The following is a 16037-nucleotide window of genomic DNA, read 5'->3' on the forward strand; positions in this document are numbered from 1 at the left end:
TGGAGAGAACCATGATCACCCGCCACCAGAAAACCGCCGTCACAGCCCTCGCCGGGCTCTCGCTTCTCGGTGTCGTCACCGGCTGCTCCACCGGAGCAGACGCGCCTGACGCCGCCAGCACGCCGGCTGGCACGCTCAAGAGCACCAGCGACGCCGCCCCCTCCACATCGGCACCCGCTGGATCGTCCGCATACAAAGATGGCGAGTACAAGGCAGAGGGCGAGTACACCTCTCCCGGAGGCAAAGAGATGGTCGGCGTGTCGCTGACCCTGGCCGGCGGCAAGATCACGGCCGTCACCGTCACGCCCGAATCGACCAACCCGAACGGCAAGAAGTACCAGGGCGAGTTCGCCGACGGCATCGCCGCCGAGGTCGTAGGCAAGAGTCTCGATGACCTCAAGGTCTCGAAGGTCGCCGGTTCGTCGCTGACGAGCGGCGGCTTCAACGATGCCGTCGACAAGATCAAGGCTGATGCCGGCGTCTAGTCTCCGATTCACCGGAATCGGCACGTCCTGGCAGATCGATACCGATGACGACCTTCCCGAGGTCGTCGCCGATCGAGTGCGAGGCCGCGTCGAGGAGTTCGATCGCACGTACTCCCGATTCCGATCCGATTCTCTGGTGGCATCGCTCGCCGCAGAGTCGGGATCGGTCGACTTTCCGCCCGATGCGATTGATCTCTTCGATCTCTACGACAGACTCGACGAGATCAGCGGGGGAGCGGTGACACCACTGGTGGGCCGCTCCCTCGAGCACCTCGGTTACGACAGCCAGTACAGCCTCACCGCGCAGGCGGGCCGAGTCGTACCGACAAAATGGACAGAGGTGGTGAGTCGCAGCGGCTCGACCGTTACGACGACTGCACCGACCGTCATCGATGTGGGCGCCGCGGGAAAGGGCTACCTGGTCGACTTAGTGGCCGAGGTTCTCGTGGATTCAGGGATCACCGGCTTCGTCATCGATGCCAGCGGCGATCTGGTGAACAGGGGAGAGCCCCTGCGAGTCGGCCTCGAGCATCCGTTCGACCCGAGCAAGGCGATCGGGGTCGTGACGATCGAGAATGAGTCGCTCTGCGCATCCGGATCGAATCGCCGGGTGTGGGGAGCGGGTCTGCATCACATTCTCGACGGACGCACGGGGGCGCCGACGTCGGACATTATCGCGACCTGGGCGATCGCGGCCAACGGCCTTCTTGCCGACGGACTCGCCACTGCCCTGTTCTTCGTGCAGCCCGCGCGGCTCGCCGAGCATTTCGAATTCGATTGGGTGCGCATGCACTCCTCCGGCATAGCCGAACGATCCCGCACGCTGCGGGGAGAGGTCTTCTCCTGATGGCTCGACTGGATGCCCTGCTGGGCAAGCTTCAGATGTACCGGCTCGTCAGCCTCGTACTGGCGGCGATCGCTGTCGTGGCGATTGTCGAGAGCCTTGTCGGCGTGCTCGGGTTCCCGCCTCTCGCGCTGCTCGCGACACTGGCCACCGTGCTGGTCTCCTGCGTCGTGGCCAATCGGGTCATGGCATTGCTCTTCCGGGTGAGGCCGCACACGGAGTCGTCGATCATCACCGCGCTCCTGCTGTTCTTCCTGTTCTTTCCGACTACCGACGGGCAGGATCTGCTGTCGGTCGCGCTCGTGGCAGCCATCGCCGTGGCCTCGAAGTATGTGCTCGCCTGGAGGCGGCGCCACATCTTCAACCCGGCCGCGGTCGGGGCCGTGATCATCACGCTCACCGGGCTCAACGCATCCGTATGGTGGGTGGGAACGCCGGTGCTTCTGCCCGCCGTCGCCATTGGCGCACTGCTCGTGCTTTACCGCACCCGTCAGTTGCCCATGGGGCTCACGTTCATCGCGCTCGCCACGGTCGTCGTGGTCATCGTGCAGTCGTCGTTCGGTCTCACGGTGCCCGATGCTCTGGTCTATGCGATCGGATCGACACCGCTGATCTTCCTTGCCGGCTTTATGCTGAGCGAGCCGCTCACCCTGCCTCCGCGCTTGTGGCAGAGAATCGCGCTCGCCGCAGTCGTGGCTCTGCTCTTCTCGATCCCCTTCTCGGCGGGCCCTCTGCATGGCAGCCCCGAACTCGCTCTTGTCGTGGGCAATCTCCTGGCATTCCTGGTGGGTCAACGCCGCGGACTCTCGCTCTCGTTCGAGCGCTCGGTCGAGCTGACACCGTCGATGACCGAGTTCGTCTTCTCGACGAAGCGCCCGGTCTCGTTCCGCGCCGGTCAATACATGGAACTCTCGATCCCCCACTCCGGAGCCGACTCGTCGGGAACCCGTCGCGTGTTCAGCATCGCGTCGGCACCGAGCAACCCGCACGAGGTGCGGTTCGGGGTGCGCATGGGCGAGTCGACCTCGAGCTTCAAGCGAGCCCTGGCCTCGTTGAAGCCATCGCAATCGGTGAGGGCGAACCTCGTGGCGGGCGACTTCCTGTTGCCCTCAGATCCGAAACGGCCGGTGCTGCTGGTGGCGGGCGGGGTCGGAATCACGCCGTTCATCAGCCAACTCCAGCACGACGCGGTAGAGGGCGCAGAACGCGATCTGGTTCTCGTCTACGCCATTCGCGGACATGAAGAGTTCGCTTATGCCGAGGAGTTGAAGCGCCTGGGAATCCGCATCGTTCTCGTTGCGCCTTCTGAGCCCGATGTTCTGCCCGAGGGGTGGAGCTACGCGGGATCCGGTCGTCTGACCAGCGAGCTGATCGAGCAGTATGTGCCGGACGTTCGGCAGAGAGCGGCCTTCGTATCGGGGCCGCCGCGCCTGGTGGGCGCTGTGCGCTCAGAGCTGCGTCGCTTGCGTGTGCGTCGCGTCGTCACCGACGCCTTCTCGGGCTATTGATCAGTCGTTGTCGGAGGCCCGACGCGGCGGGAATGCGTTGATCGGGGGCGGGGTTTCGCTGTCGTCACGGGACTCGCGGCGACGCTCTACGGCGTTCACATTGTCGAGCACGCGCTGCGTCTCCTCGCGGGCCGCCCGTTGCTCAGGTGTTGCTGTGGGCGACTCGATGGGCGAGGGCGCTGCGGCCGGTGTGATGACCGTCGTCGCCTCGACCTCGGGCCTGCTGTGCTGCTCGTGGTGCTGCTGCGCGACCCATGCCTCTTGCTGGCGTGCGAGGTGCTTCTCGGCATCTTCGTCTTCGACGCTCCAGCGGTCAAGATCTGATTGGAAGGCCTTTCGGCTGCGCCCCGGTCGTTCCTGCCACTCGATCAGGCGGTCGCGGAATTCGATGACCGCGGGCTCGACCTGGTAGCCGAAAGTGGCCGAGTTGCGGCGCATGTCGGCGAGCGAGTGAGCAGCCCAGTCGGCCGCGACAGCGGAGCCCTTGATAGGAAGCAGACGGATCTGGATATCTGCCTGACCGACGGCGCGATCAGACATGATCTGCTCCTGCGGCGTCAACGAGTTCCACACGGACGCCTGCTGCGCGGCGTCGATCAGGGATGCGATCGCGGCAACCTTGAGCTCGCGATCGTGTTTGGCGAGAAGCCGCTTGATCGAGCCGCTCGCGATCCAGGCACCGATGATCGCGGCCACAATGATCGCCACTGCCGGCAGCACGATGCCGGACACGACGAAGCGTCCGTTGCTCGAGAAGAACCAGTCTGCGATGTTGTTCCACCATTCCATGAGCCGAAGACTACGTCGTCGGTCGGCGGGATCGCGGTGCGACGAGCCGAGGAGAGATCGATTCGTGATGCTCGGATTATGCGAAGCAGGCTCGTGCGCTGTCGAACGACCAGAAGTCGCCGACGTCGACGAGTCGTGTTGTGTTCGACACGAGGCGGCGTGCGGTGAATTGATGGGCACCGGCCGCCCGCGCCTCTTCGATGTAGCCCAGCACATGCCCGGCTGGATGAACCACCCGCCAGAAGCCCGGACGCAGAGCAATGAAAGATGCGGCGGATCTCGTGGACGTGGTGGTCATGGCTGCTCCTGTCTTGACGATGGCTAAGACTTCTCTCGTTACAAGAAAAGGCTAGGAGCAGCCACCGACAGTGCGAGTCAGAGCCCGGTGCCGTGCACCGCGTGGTGCTCGATGAGAGCGAGCTCCGCCTCGGAGAGGGGCTCTGCACGCAGCGCGTCGAGATTCTGATCGAGCTGTTCGACGCTGGATGCGCCGATGATCGCGCTGGTCACCTGCGGCTGGCGAAGCACCCATGTGAGTGCGAGCTGGGCCAGAGTCTGACCTCGGTCCTGAGCGATCGAGTGGAGAGCGCGTGCCCGGGCCAGGTAGTCGTCGTCGATGCGTGACTCGGACAGGAATCTGCTGGTTGCGGCCCGCGATCCGTCGGGAACGGTGCCGGTGAGATAGCGGTCGGTCAGCAGGCCTTGCGCCAGCGGTGAGAAGACGATGCCGCCCACGCCGAGTTCGTCGAGCACGGGAAGAAGGCCTTCGTCTTCGATGTGCCTGTCGAACATCGAATAGCGCGGCTGGTGAATCAGGAGGGGGACACGATGTTCGGCGAGTGCGGCGTGCATGCGTCGAGTGTCGTCGGGGCTGTAATTGGACACGCCGACGTATAAGGCTTTCCCTTGCGCGACAGCGGCCGCTAGGGCCGCGGCGGTTTCTTCGATCGGCGTCTCGGGGTCGGGGCGGTGATGGTAGAAGATGTCGACGTAGTCGAGTCCCAGTCGCCCGAGACTCTGGTCGAGGGACGCGAGCAGGTACTTGCGTGAGCCGAAGTCGCCATACGGCCCGGGCCACATGTCATAGCCGGCCTTCGATGAGATGACCAGTTCGTCGCGGTAGGCGCCGAAGTCGTCGGCGAGAATGCGTCCGAAGTTGGTTTCGGCCGAGCCGTAGGGTGGTCCGTAGTTGTTGGCGAGATCGAAATGGGTGACCCCGCGGTCGAAGGCTCGGCGCACGATGTCGCGTTGCGTCTCTCGCGGCTTCGTATCTCCGAAGTTGTGCCAAAGGCCCAACGAGAGAGCGGGGAGCTTGAGGCCGCTCCGCCCCGTTCGGTTGTATTTCATCGACTCGTATCGGCTGTCCTCGGCGCTGTAGGTCACTCGACAACCGTAGAGCACGAGCGCCACTGGAGCGATGCGACCTCTCCTCCTCCGATCGCCGTCGTCCCGAGCTGTGCACAGATCACCGATCCCTGCCCCACGCAGCATGTCCGACGACGAGTCTTGTGCAACCGGCGCGAGTCCGGAATCAACTGGCACGAGTGCCGGTCTCGCGCCGGCCAATCGACCGACTGAAGGAGAATGACGTGACAGACATCGTGACGCTGGCAGGCGTCGTAGCAACCAAACCCGAGAACGTTCGAACCAGCACGGGCCTCACGGTCACCAACTTTCGTCTCGCATCGAGCCAGCGGCGATTCGATCGTGCGACGTCGACGTGGATCGAGGGGGACACCAACTGGTACACCGTCAACGCCTACCGGTGGATGGCGAACAACGTGGCCAATTCCCTCGAGATCGGCAACCATGTTGTGCTCACGGGGCGTCTGCGGGTGCGCAACTGGACGAGCGGTGACAAACGCGGAACAGCGATCGAGGTCGATGTCGATTCCATCGGCCACGACCTTGCGTTCGGGGTATCCCATTTCACTCGGCTCAAGGCCGCCGTGCCTGTCGACCAGCAGGGCGCTCCCTCGGCCGACGACGCTCCTGAACCTGATCCTCTGGCCTCCGAGCCGCAGAGCCCGGCGAGCGATATCTGGTCGTCACCGGTCGTCGGCGACGACCTGTCACGTGACACGCAGAATTCGGTGCCCGCAGCGAGTGACGACGTCTCGGATACAGAGAAGGTGCCCTTCTGACCGATGCGGCGAACCGGTGAATCGGCCGTGCCGTTGCCGCGTACCCGAGGCCCTCACCTAGAATCGGTGAGGGCACACGGGGGACACTGCGAGAAGAGGGCATAGTGACGCGCACGGCGGCTGACAGCAACGGCACACGACGACATCGAGCGACCGTGGTCGCCGCAGTGCTTGCACTTGTCCTCACTGGATGCGTCGCAGAGTCCGATCCAGGTCAGACGTCCGCCGCCCCGACCGTGACCGAGACGCCTGCATCGACCCCAACGCCGTCCGACGCGCCGCCGCCCACCCTCGTTCCCAACGGCACCGCGGCCGAGAACAAGCCGTTCTTCGACTACCTGAACAATCAGGCCATCACGGCAGCGGGTGGTCAGCCTGACGGCCCGGCGTTCATCAACTCCCTCCGCGCCGGTGGTTTCGCGGTTGAAGCCATGGAGCTGACGCCCGACATCACGACCGTGGGCGTCAAGGCCGACTCGGTGCAATTCTCGGTGCACGCTGCCGATGCCTGTCTGATCGGGCAGTGGGGCACGGTCGGCGGCTACACGAGCATCATCGCTGCGCCGCTCGCGACCGGCAAGTGCTTCGTCGGTCAGACGCGCCCCATCGACTTCTGAGCCGAGGAAGTCGGGTCGAAGAGACCATAGACTGGTCGAATGGCCGAATATATCTACTCGATGGTCCGCGCCCGCAAGGCCGTGGGAGACAAGCTCATCCTCGACGACGTCACGATGGCGTTCCTGCCGGGGGCGAAGATCGGTGTCGTCGGCCCTAACGGTGCAGGCAAGTCGACAATCCTCAAGATCATGGCCGGACTCGACACGCCGTCAAACGGCGAAGCCCGGCTGACTCCCGGTTTCAGCGTCGGAATCCTCATGCAGGAGCCGGAGCTCGATGAGTCGAAGACCGTGCTCGAGAACGTGCAGGAGGGTGTCGGCCCGATCAAGCAGAAGGTCGATCGCTTCAACGAGATCGGTCTCGCGATGGCGGAGCCCGACGCCGACTTCGATGCGCTCCTCGCCGAGATGGGAACGCTGCAGGAGGAGATCGACGCCGCCGACGCCTGGGACCTCGATTCCCAGCTCGAGCAGGCGATGGATGCGCTCCGCACCCCGCCCGGCGACTACAGCGTTTCTAACCTGTCCGGTGGTGAGAAGCGTCGCGTGGCCCTTACCAAGCTGCTCCTGCAGAAGCCCGACCTCCTCCTTCTCGACGAGCCCACCAACCACCTCGACGCCGAGAGCGTTCTCTGGCTCGAGCAGCACCTCGCCAAGTACCCCGGCGCCGTTCTCGCCGTGACTCACGACCGGTACTTCCTCGACCATGTGGCCGAGTGGATCGCCGAGGTCGACCGCGGCAAGCTCTACCCCTACGAGGGCAACTACTCGACCTACCTCGAGAAGAAGCAGGAGCGCCTGCAGGTTCAGGGCAAGAAAGACGCCAAGCTGGCCAAGAGGCTCTCCAGCGAGCTCGAGTGGGTTCGCTCGAACGCGAAGGGACGCCAGGTCAAGTCGAAGGCCCGTCTCGCACGCTACGAGGAGATGGCGGCGGAGGCCGAGAAGACCCGCAAACTCGACTTCGAAGAGCTGGTCATCCCCGTCGGTCCGCGACTGGGCTCGCAGGTCATCGACGCGAAAGACCTCAAGAAGGGCTTCGGCGATCGCGTGCTGATCGACGGCCTCAGCTTCACCCTTCCTCGCAACGGCATCGTCGGCGTCATCGGCCCGAACGGCGTCGGCAAGTCCACGCTCTTCAAGACGATCACCGGAATCGAGCCTCTCGACTCGGGCAACCTGAAGATCGGTGAGACGGTCGATATCTCGTACGTCGACCAGGACCGCGGCGGCATCGACCCGCAGAAGACCCTCTGGGAGGTCGTGTCCGACGGACAGGACTACATCCAGGTCGGCAAGACCGAGATCCCGTCGCGCGGCTACGTTTCGCAGTTCGGATTCAAGGGTCCCGACCAGCAGAAGAAGGCCGGCGTGCTCTCGGGTGGAGAGCGCAACCGCCTGAACCTCGCTCTCACCCTCAAGCAGGGCGGCAACCTGTTGCTGCTCGACGAACCGACAAACGACCTCGATGTCGAGACGCTCTCCAGCCTCGAGAACGCTCTCCTCGAGTTCCCCGGATGCGCCGTGGTCATCACACACGACCGGTGGTTCCTCGACCGTATCGCCACCCACATCCTCGCGTACGAGGGCACAGAAGAGGCGCCGTCGAACTGGCACTGGTTCGAGGGCAACTTCGAGTCCTACGAGCAGAACAAGATCGAGCGCCTGGGCCCAGACGCGGCGAAGCCGAACCGCTCGGCGTACCGCAAGCTCACCCGCGACTAAGCGACGTCGCGATGCGCCTGCACGTACCCATCCGCCTGCGCTGGTCCGACCTCGACGCATACGGTCACGTCAACAACGCCGAGATGCTGCGCCTCCTGGAGGAGGCGCGCATCGAGGCGTTCTGGAGCCCCGACCCGGGATCCGCGCAACCAGCAGTGGGGGCATCCACGGCCGTTCTCGACGGGCGTCCCGGATCGGACACGCTCACGCTGATCGCGCGCCAGGAGATCGAATACCTCGCTCCGGTGCCATATCTGAGGCAGCCGGTCGACATCCAGTTGTGGCTCGGTCGGCTCGGGGGAGCGAGCCTCGAGGTCTGTTACGAGGTGTGCAGCCCGGTCGGTGTCGAACCACACGTGCTGTTCACCCGGGCAACGACCACGATCGTGCTGGTCGATGCGGCGACGCAGAGGCCGCGCCGCATCAACGACGTCGAGCGAACGGCGTGGGAGCCCTACCTCGATGCGCCGGTGGAGTTCACGAAGCGCGCCCGCTAGACGGAACGCGCACCATGCCCTCCTGAGCGACGCTCGCGAGCAGCACCCCGTCGCGCGAGTAGATACGTCCCAGAGACAGACCGCGGCCTCCGTGAGCGCTCGGCGATTCCTGCACGTAGAGCATCCATTCGTCGACCCGGCCGAAGCGGTGCCACCACATGGCGTGGTCGAGGCTCGCCGTTTTCAGCCCTGGCGTCACCCACGCGATGCCGTGCCGACGATAGATCGGTTCGAGGATCGTGTAGTCGCTCGCGTAGGCCAGCGCCGCACGATGCAGATTCGGGTCGTCGGGCAGGGTGCCCAAGGTCTTCATCCATACGGCCTGGTGGCCCACAGGCCTGCCCTCGACGGAGAGATAGATCGGCGAGTCGACGTGGCGCATGTCGAAGGGCCGCTCGGTCGCCCAGAAGCGGGCAACGGGGTGATCGATTCCCTCCAGCCGCTCGGCCGTGCTCGGGATGTCCTCGGGCTGGGGGATCGAGGCAGGCATGTCGATCTGGTGGTCGAGGCCGTCGTCCTCCGTCTGGAACGAGGCGATGAGCGACAGGATCGGTGTTCCGTCTTGATACGCCTGGGTTCGGCGCGTCGCGAACGAACGACCGTCGTGGATACGATCCACGGCGAAGGTGATGGGCTTGTCGATGTTTCCCGGCCTCAAGAAGTACCCGTGCATCGAGTGCACGATCCGGTCTTCATCGACGGTGCGCATCGCGGCGGTGATCGACTGCGCGAGCACTTGACCGCCGAAAACGCGACCCTGCGGCATCCACTGCGAGGGCCCAGTGAAGATGTCCTCGTTCGTGCGCGCCCCGGTGTCGGTGAGGTCCAGCGCCGTAAGCAGTCCATCCAACGGCTTAGCACGGATCTTCTCGGTCATGCTGCCTCCCATATTGGCGTTCCCAGTGAAGTAGTTTAGACAGCGAGATGGTTCAGTCATTCGCTCTTGTCGATTCGCCCTCGCTCGGCGACCTCAAAGTGTTCCTCGGTCGTTCTGCTCGGCTCGACCAGGGAGGCGTGCGACTCATCGGAGGATCCGGCGTGCTGGCTGTGTACGCGCCCGTGTTGCACCCGCGAGGCCTCCTCGACGACGCGCCCACCGTGCTCGGGCTCCGCACCTTTGCGTTGGCCGAGAGCGCCTCGTTCGATGTCGTCGTCTCGGCCCGCCAGATGCTCGATCGTCTGGCCCTGCTCTCAGTCACAGTCAACCTCGATGACGGCCCCATCGCAGTGCTCATTCCGCCGCCCGAGTCCTCGCCCGCATGGGTGGGCATCTCGCCGCCCCGCGGCGGATGGTCGGCGGCGGGCGAGGTCGCTGCGCCCGTGCTCGAAGCCGCCGCACGCAGCGGCGTCGCCGAGGTCGCCGCGGCTCTGCCGAACGACGCGGGCGAGCAGCTCGTACACAAGATCCGCGCCGAGGTCTGGGGTCGTCCGATTCCAGATGTTGTGCCGCCGATTCCCGCGGGTGTCGGTCTCGCCGCCGACAGCCTGGGCTTCCTGCGCACCGACGAACCCGCACGCATCCTCGTGTCGGGCGCCTGGACCCGCGTATCGACCAGACGCGGCCACGTCCTCACGCGCTGAGCGATCTGTCTTACGCGCGGAGCCGTCAGAGCTGCGCCGCGACCGCACGGCCGGCCGCTCGACCCGAGAACAGGCATCCACCGAGAAACGTTCCCTCGAGCGACCTGTAGCCGTGCATGCCCCCGCCGCCGAACCCGCTCGCCTCGCCCGCCGCGTAGAGGCCGGGAATCACCCGGCCCTGCGCATCCATGGCCGCACCGAGCAGATTCGTCTCGATGCCGCCCAGGCTCTTTCGGGTGAGGACGTGCAGCTTCACGGCGATGAGCGGCCCCGCCTTCGCATCGAGTAGGCGATGCGGGCTGGCGACGCGGATGAGCTTGTCGCCGCGGTAGCGTCGGGCTCCGCGGATGGCTGTGAGCTGGGCGTCCTTCGTGAAATCGTTCGCCACCTCGCGGTCGCGAGCTAACACCTCGCTCTCGACTCGGTCAGCATCGAGAACACCATGCGGTGAGAGCGCCTGCATCGACTCGATCAGCTCGGCAAGCGTCGAAGCAACCGCGAAGTCGACGCCCTTCTGCTTGAAGGCCTCGACGGGTCCCGGAGCCCCGGGCGCGACCCGCTTCGCCAGCAGCCGGAGGTTCTTGTCGGTGAGGTCGGGGTTCTGCTCGCTTCCCGATAGAGCGAACTCCTTCTCGATGATTTTCTGCGTGAGCACGAACCAGCTGTGGTCGTATCCGGTCGTGCGCAGATGCTCGAGCGTGCCGAGCGTATCGAATCCAGGAAAGAGAGGCACGGGGAGACGGCGCCCGGTCGCGTCGAGCCAGAGAGACGACGGCCCGGGCAGAATCCGGATGCCGTGCGACGGCCAGACCGGATCCCAGTTCGTGATTCCCTCGGTGTAATGCCACATGCGATCGCCGTTGATGAGGTGAGCGCCCGCGGATTCCGAGATCGCGAGCATCCTGCCGTCGACGTGAGCGGGCACTCCGGAGAGCATTGTCGCCGGGGGAGTGCCGAGGCGTTCCGGCCAGTTCTTGCGCACGAGGTCGTGGTTGCCGCCGATGCCACCGCTTGTCACGATCACGGCCTGCGCCTCGAGGCTGAAGTCGCCAACGACCTCCCGCGAGCTGGAAGCGCCGCGTGCCGCGCCGTCGTCGGCCAGCACTGAGCCGCGCACGCCGACGACCGCGCCGTCTCGTGTGAGGAGCTCGTCGACGCGGTGCCGGTGCAGCATCGTCACCAGGCCCCGCTCGATTCCCTCCTCGAGAGTGCGCAGAAAGGGCGCCAGGACCCCGGGCCCTGTGCCCCAGACAATGTGAAAGCGCGGCACGCTGTTGCCGTGCCCATTTGCCGTGTAGCCCCCTCGCTCCGCCCAGCCCACCACGGGAAAGAACCGCACGCCCAGGCCGTGCAGCCAGGCGCGCTTCTCTCCGCCGGCGAAGTCGAGGTACGCCTCGGCCCAGCGTCTCGGCCAGGCGTCTTCGTCTCTGTCGAAGCCGGCGCTGCCGAACCAGTCCTGGTGCGCCAGCTCGGCCGAGTCGTGCACGCCGAGTCGGCGCTGCTCCGGGGAGTCGACGAGGAACAGTCCGCCGAACGACCACCAGGCCTGTCCGCCGAGGGATGCCGCGGGCTCCTGCTCGACGATCGTCACATGGCGGCCTGCGCGAATGAGTTCGGACGCGGCCACAAGACCGGCGAGGCCGGCGCCGACGACGATTGCTCCGGTGCTGTTCGATGACATCAAGACTCCTTCGTCTTTCGTGCTCACGGCCGTAAGCGGCCGCCCCGGTTACTCCTCGAAGGTGTTCACCATGGCGTGCGCTGCCCTGTCGAGGTATCCCCAGAGCGTAGCGTCCTGCAGAGGAGAAAGCTCGAGGGTGTCGACCGCCGCGCGCATGTGGGCGAGCCAGCGATCTCGAGCGTCAGGGTTGACCTTGAACGGCATGTGCCGCATGCGCAGTCTCGGGTGACCGCGTTCCTCGCTGTAGGTGCCCGGCCCTCCCCAGTACTGCTCCAGAAATCCTGTGAGGCGCTGAATCGCGCCTTCGTGGTCTTCTTCCGGATACATCTCGACGAGCACGGGGTCGGTGGCGACGCCGTCGTAGAAGGCACGCACGAGCTTTTCGAACGTGGCTCGGCCCCCGACCTCGTCGTAGAACGATCGGGCGAGCGCTGAGTCGCCGTTCTGCGAGACGCGCAGCGTTATGGGCGACGGCTCCGAGGGAATCGACATGTCAGCTCTCTGTTTTTCTGGGTGCGCGCGCAGACTTCGTGCCCGGCTCCCCGGACTTGGTGGTGTTCTCGTCGACGCTGGTTGTGAGGGGAACAGGCTTGGTCTTCGGGGTGCGGGCACCGGCCACGCTCGCCGCCCCCTCGAAGCCCGAGAGCACGATGCTGTTGAGGGCGGGCAGCCGCACATCCATCTCGTCGAGCGCTTTCTTCAGGCGCATCCGCAATTCTCGGGCGACCGTGTCTTTCGCCGACGTGCGGGTCTTGACAACGAGCCTGACCACGAGGGCCTCCGCGGAGATGGACTCCAGACCCCAGATCTCGGGCTTCTCCATGATGAGACTGCGGTACTTGGGATTGGCGGCCAGGGCGATCGCGGTCTCGAGCATCTTCTGCTGCACAGCGTCGACGTCGGTGTCGTAGGGAACGGCGAGGTCGATGATCACGCGCGCCCACCCCTGCGACATGTTGCCCACGCGCAGAATCTCTCCGTTGCGCACGAACCAGAGGGTTCCGTTCACGTCGCGCACCTGGGTGACTCGGATGCCCACGGCCTCGACGACGCCGGTGGCGGGCCCGAGGTCGACGACGTCACCGACGCCGAGCTGGTCCTCCATCACCATGAACAGACCGTTCAGCACGTCTTTGACGATGTTCTGCGCGCCGAAACCGAGGCCGGCACCGAGGGCGGCCGTAAGGATCGCGAGTGAGCCGATGATGTTCGAATCGATCGTGGTGACGATGAGGATCAGCGTCACCACGACGACCGTGACGTTCACGATGTTGGTGAGCACGGTACCGAGGGTGCGCGTTCGCTGTACCACCCGCACCGCGGCTAGGGGCGAGGCGATCAGCGCCTGCGTATCTTGTACGTTCTGCTTCTTCTTGACGCCAGAGACGACCTGCTGCACGACGCGCTTGATCACGAAGATCAGCACCAGCCGGATCACGAAGGCGAGCGCGACGATGATCACGACGTTGATGGGTGTGCCCCATACGCGCATGAACTCGTTGAAGCCGGTCCAGAATGCGTTCCAATCCATATTCACGTCACTCTATCGATCGAGGTTCAGCGCTGCCTGTGCGCCTACTCTCCGGACTAGTCGGCGTCGCGTGCCTGCGCCGCGATCGCGCGATCCACGCCGGCCAGGTTCTCGACCACGAGACGGCGAAGTGCCGGCGGCTGCTCGGTGTTCGCGTCGAGCCAGGCCTGGGTCGCGTCGCGAAGCTGCTGGTTCGCCAGCGCCGCCGGGTACAGACCAGTGATCAGCGACGAGGAGATTCCGTAGCTCCGGGTCTCCCAGACCGTGACGAGGGAGTCGAAGTACTTGGCGACGAACGGCTCGAGAAGGGCCGTGTCGTGCGCGCGTTGGAACCCGAGGGCAGTGGCGCGCACGATGGCGTTGGGGGCCTCATCGGTGTCGATGAGCGACGACCAGGCGGCGTTCTTGCCCTCCGCGGTGGGGATCGCGGCCGATGCGTGGGCGGCCGACTGGGCACCGGATGCCGTGTTGTCGTTCTCGAGAGCCTGATCGATCTCGGGCTGGCCGGCTTTGCCTCCGGCGACGAGGGCGATCAGCAGCTCCCAGCGCAGGTCGGTGTCGATCTCGAGGCCGTCGAGGCGGGTGTGTCCGTCGAGGATCGACTTCACGACGTCGAGCTGGGCGTCGGTCGACGCCAGTGCGGCGAAGAACTTCACGAACTGGAACTGCGCGTCGCTTCCTGCCTCGGCGGCCTGAGCGAGCGACCACAGCTCGTCGGCCGCGACCTCGATGACCTCGCCCCGGGCATCCGGAGCGATGTAGCTCGTGCTGGTGAGCACGAGCTGGTTCAGCGCGGTGCGCAGCGTGGTGCTCTCGGTCTCGGTGGCCACGTTTCCCAGAACCAGGCGCACGAAGTCGCGCCCGCGCGTCTCGGCGTCGCGGGTCGAGTCCCAAGCCGACCCCCACAGGATGGCGCGGGCGAGGGGACTCGTGACGGCAGCGAGGCTCTCGACGGCCACGGCGAGCGATGCGTCGTCGAGGCGCACCTTGGCGTAGGCCAGGTCGTCGTCGTTCAGCAGAACGAGGTCGGGGCGGCGCTCGCCGACCAGCTCGGAGACCTCGGTGCGCGCGCCGTCGACATCGAGTTCCACCCGCTTCGTTCGCACGAGAGCGTCACCATCGAAGGAGTAGAAGCCGATCGCGAGACGGTGCGGGCGAATGGTCGGGTATTCGGCGATGGCGGTCTGCAGAACCTCGAACGAGGTGATCACCCCGTCGTCGTCGGTCGTGATCTCGGGTCGCAGTGTGTTGACCCCGGCGGTCTCGAGCCACAGCTTCGACCACTCGCCGAGGTCGCGGCCGCTTGTGGTCTCGAGCTCGGTCAGCAGGTCGACGAGTTCGGTGTTGCCGAACGCGTGCGCGTCGAAGTACCGGGCGACACCGGCCATGAACTCGGTCTGGCCGACCCAGGCCACGAGCTGCTTGAGTACCGAGGCGCCCTTGGCGTAGGTGATGCCGTCGAAGTTGACCTGCACGTCTTCGAGATCGTTGATCGTCGCCACGATGGGATGCGTCGAGGGCAGCTGATCCTGGCGGTACGCCCAGCTCTTCTCCGTCGAGGCGAAGGTGGCCCAGGCCTCGGTCCACTCGGTCGCGTCGGCGGTGGCCAGCGTCGACATGTACTCGGCGAACGATTCGTTCAGCCACAGGTCGTTCCACCAGCGCATCGTGACCAGGTCGCCGAACCACATGTGGGCGAGCTCGTGCAGCACGGTGACGACACGGCGCTCGCGCACCGCGTCGGTGACCTTCGAGCGGAAGACGTAGGTCTCGGTGAAGGTGACTGCTCCGGCGTTCTCCATGGCACCCGCGTTGAACTCGGGCACAAAGAGCTGGTCGTACTTGTCGAAGGGGTAGGGATAGGCGAACTGCGTCTCGTAGAACTCGAAGCCCTCGCGGGTCTTGTCGAAGATGTAGTCGGCGTCCATGTACTGCGAAAGCGATGCCCGGGAGAAGACGCCGAGGGGGATCACACGGCCGTCGCTCGAGGTGAGTTCGCTGCGCTCGACCACGTAGGGGCCGGCGATGAGGGCCGTGATGTACGACGAGATACGGGGCGTCGGCTCAAAGGTCCAGGTTGCGAAGTCGGTTCCTTCGACGGCGATGGGCTCTGGCGTCGGCTGGTTGGAGACCATCTGCCAGTAGGCGGGCGCCGTGACGGTGAACGCGAACGTCGCCTTCAGATCGGGCTGCTCGAATACCGCGAACATACGACGCGAGTCCGGCACCTCGAACTGGCTGTAGAGGTAGACCTCGCCGTCGACGGGGTCGACGAAGCGGTGCAGGCCCTCGCCCGTGTTGGTGTACTCGGCGTCGGCGTCGACGATGAGCACGTTCTCGTCGGCCAGATCGTCAAGCTGGATGCGCACACCGTCGTTCACGGCTGACACGTCGAGCGGCCGGTCGTTCAGCGTGACCGAGTGCACGGAGCGAGTGATGGCGTCGATGAAGGTCGACGCGCCAGCGGTGGCGCTGAAACGAACGGTCGTCGTCGACCGGAACGTCTCCGCCCCCTGGGTGAGGTCGAGGACCACGTCGTAGCTCGAGACGCTGACGATGGCGGCGCGCTCCTGCGCTTCGACGCGGGTGAGGTTTTCTCCAGGCACAGGTGACTTCTTTCGTACTCGTATGAGTTCTG

General features: G+C 65.4%; 16 protein-coding genes. 8 read left to right on the plus strand and 8 right to left on the minus strand.

Annotated elements, in window-relative coordinates; translation table 11 throughout:
* Positions 1-11: 11 nt before the first annotated feature.
* The 3 genes from TZ00_RS14840 to TZ00_RS14850 are packed head-to-tail and all read left to right on the plus strand — an operon-like array spanning position 12 to position 2837.
* Entirely contained in the window at positions 12-485 is a 474-nt protein-coding gene (locus tag TZ00_RS14840) for an FMN-binding protein (protein WP_044442887.1), read from the plus strand.
* Positions 472-1332, plus strand: a complete 861-nt coding sequence (locus TZ00_RS14845) for an FAD:protein FMN transferase (protein WP_044442889.1) — start codon at positions 472-474, stop codon at positions 1330-1332. Before TZ00_RS14840 ends, TZ00_RS14845 begins: the two co-directional genes overlap by 14 nt.
* Positions 1332-2837: an FAD-dependent oxidoreductase gene (locus TZ00_RS14850; protein ID WP_044442891.1), complete on the plus strand. Its 1506-nt coding sequence runs from the start codon at positions 1332-1334 to the stop codon at positions 2835-2837. Before TZ00_RS14845 ends, TZ00_RS14850 begins: the two co-directional genes overlap by 1 nt.
* On the opposite strand, the gene TZ00_RS14855 is transcribed toward TZ00_RS14850, so the two are convergent.
* From TZ00_RS14855 to mgrA, 3 genes are all read right to left on the minus strand, one after another.
* On the minus strand, positions 2838-3626 hold the full coding sequence (locus TZ00_RS14855; RefSeq protein ID WP_044442892.1) for a hypothetical protein: 789 nt from the start codon (positions 3624-3626) through the stop codon (positions 2838-2840).
* 76 nt (positions 3627-3702) lie between these two features.
* Entirely contained in the window at positions 3703-3924 is a 222-nt protein-coding gene (locus tag TZ00_RS14860; protein ID WP_044442893.1) for a hypothetical protein, read from the minus strand.
* Between the two features lie 77 nt (positions 3925-4001).
* On the minus strand, positions 4002-5009 hold the full coding sequence (mgrA, locus tag TZ00_RS14865; protein WP_044443080.1) for an L-glyceraldehyde 3-phosphate reductase: 1008 nt from the start codon (positions 5007-5009) through the stop codon (positions 4002-4004).
* Between the two features lie 206 nt (positions 5010-5215).
* On the opposite strand from mgrA, the gene TZ00_RS19055 reads away from it, so the two are divergent.
* The 4 genes from TZ00_RS19055 (at position 5216) to TZ00_RS14885 (ending at position 8606) form a co-directional block, all read left to right on the plus strand.
* Complete coding sequence (locus TZ00_RS19055; RefSeq protein ID WP_161793785.1) at positions 5216-5770, plus strand: single-stranded DNA-binding protein; 555 nt, start codon at positions 5216-5218, stop codon at positions 5768-5770.
* Between the two features lie 104 nt (positions 5771-5874).
* Positions 5875-6387, plus strand: coding sequence for a DUF6993 domain-containing protein (locus TZ00_RS14875; RefSeq protein WP_238579708.1), 513 nt, complete (start codon positions 5875-5877; stop codon positions 6385-6387).
* A 39-nt stretch (positions 6388-6426) separates the two neighbouring features.
* The gene (ettA, locus tag TZ00_RS14880; protein ID WP_044442898.1) at positions 6427-8109 is read left to right on the plus strand and encodes an energy-dependent translational throttle protein EttA; all 1683 of its coding nucleotides are present in this window, start codon (positions 6427-6429) and stop codon (positions 8107-8109) included.
* Positions 8110-8120: 11 nt separating this feature from the next.
* Positions 8121-8606 carry an acyl-CoA thioesterase gene (locus tag TZ00_RS14885; RefSeq protein ID WP_044442899.1) on the plus strand — a complete coding sequence of 162 codons (486 nt, stop codon included), beginning with the start codon at positions 8121-8123 and terminating at the stop codon, positions 8604-8606.
* On the opposite strand, the gene TZ00_RS14890 is transcribed toward TZ00_RS14885, so the two are convergent.
* Positions 8587-9483 (minus strand): acyl-CoA thioesterase, encoded by an 897-nt coding sequence (locus TZ00_RS14890; protein WP_044443084.1) that lies wholly within the window; start codon positions 9481-9483, stop codon positions 8587-8589. The two genes, TZ00_RS14885 and TZ00_RS14890, sit on opposite strands and share 20 nt — an antisense overlap.
* Before the next feature lie 47 nt (positions 9484-9530).
* Between TZ00_RS14890 and TZ00_RS14895 the strand changes: the two genes are divergently transcribed.
* Positions 9531-10187, plus strand: a complete 657-nt coding sequence (locus tag TZ00_RS14895; RefSeq protein WP_044442900.1) for a DUF8185 domain-containing protein — start codon at positions 9531-9533, stop codon at positions 10185-10187.
* 25 nt (positions 10188-10212) lie between these two features.
* Here the strand turns inward: TZ00_RS14895 and TZ00_RS14900 are convergent, their stop codons facing one another.
* Genes TZ00_RS14900 through pepN form a run of 4 tightly spaced genes read right to left on the minus strand, consistent with a single transcriptional unit; the run spans position 10213 to position 16005 of the window.
* Positions 10213-11868, minus strand: a complete 1656-nt coding sequence (locus TZ00_RS14900; protein WP_044442901.1) for an FAD-binding dehydrogenase — start codon at positions 11866-11868, stop codon at positions 10213-10215.
* Positions 11869-11916: 48 nt separating this feature from the next.
* Complete coding sequence (locus tag TZ00_RS14905) at positions 11917-12360, minus strand: globin (RefSeq protein ID WP_078715253.1); 444 nt, start codon at positions 12358-12360, stop codon at positions 11917-11919.
* 1 nt (position 12361) lies between these two features.
* Positions 12362-13399 carry a mechanosensitive ion channel family protein gene (locus TZ00_RS14910; protein WP_152631229.1) on the minus strand — a complete coding sequence of 346 codons (1038 nt, stop codon included), beginning with the start codon at positions 13397-13399 and terminating at the stop codon, positions 12362-12364.
* Positions 13400-13455: 56 nt separating this feature from the next.
* On the minus strand, positions 13456-16005 hold the full coding sequence (gene pepN, locus TZ00_RS14915) for an aminopeptidase N (protein WP_044442902.1): 2550 nt from the start codon (positions 16003-16005) through the stop codon (positions 13456-13458).
* Between the last annotated feature and the right edge of the window lie 32 nt (positions 16006-16037).

This window comes from Agreia bicolorata (genome assembly GCF_000938265.1).
In the GTDB taxonomy this organism is placed as follows: Bacteria; Actinomycetota; Actinomycetes; order Actinomycetales; family Microbacteriaceae; genus Agreia; species Agreia bicolorata.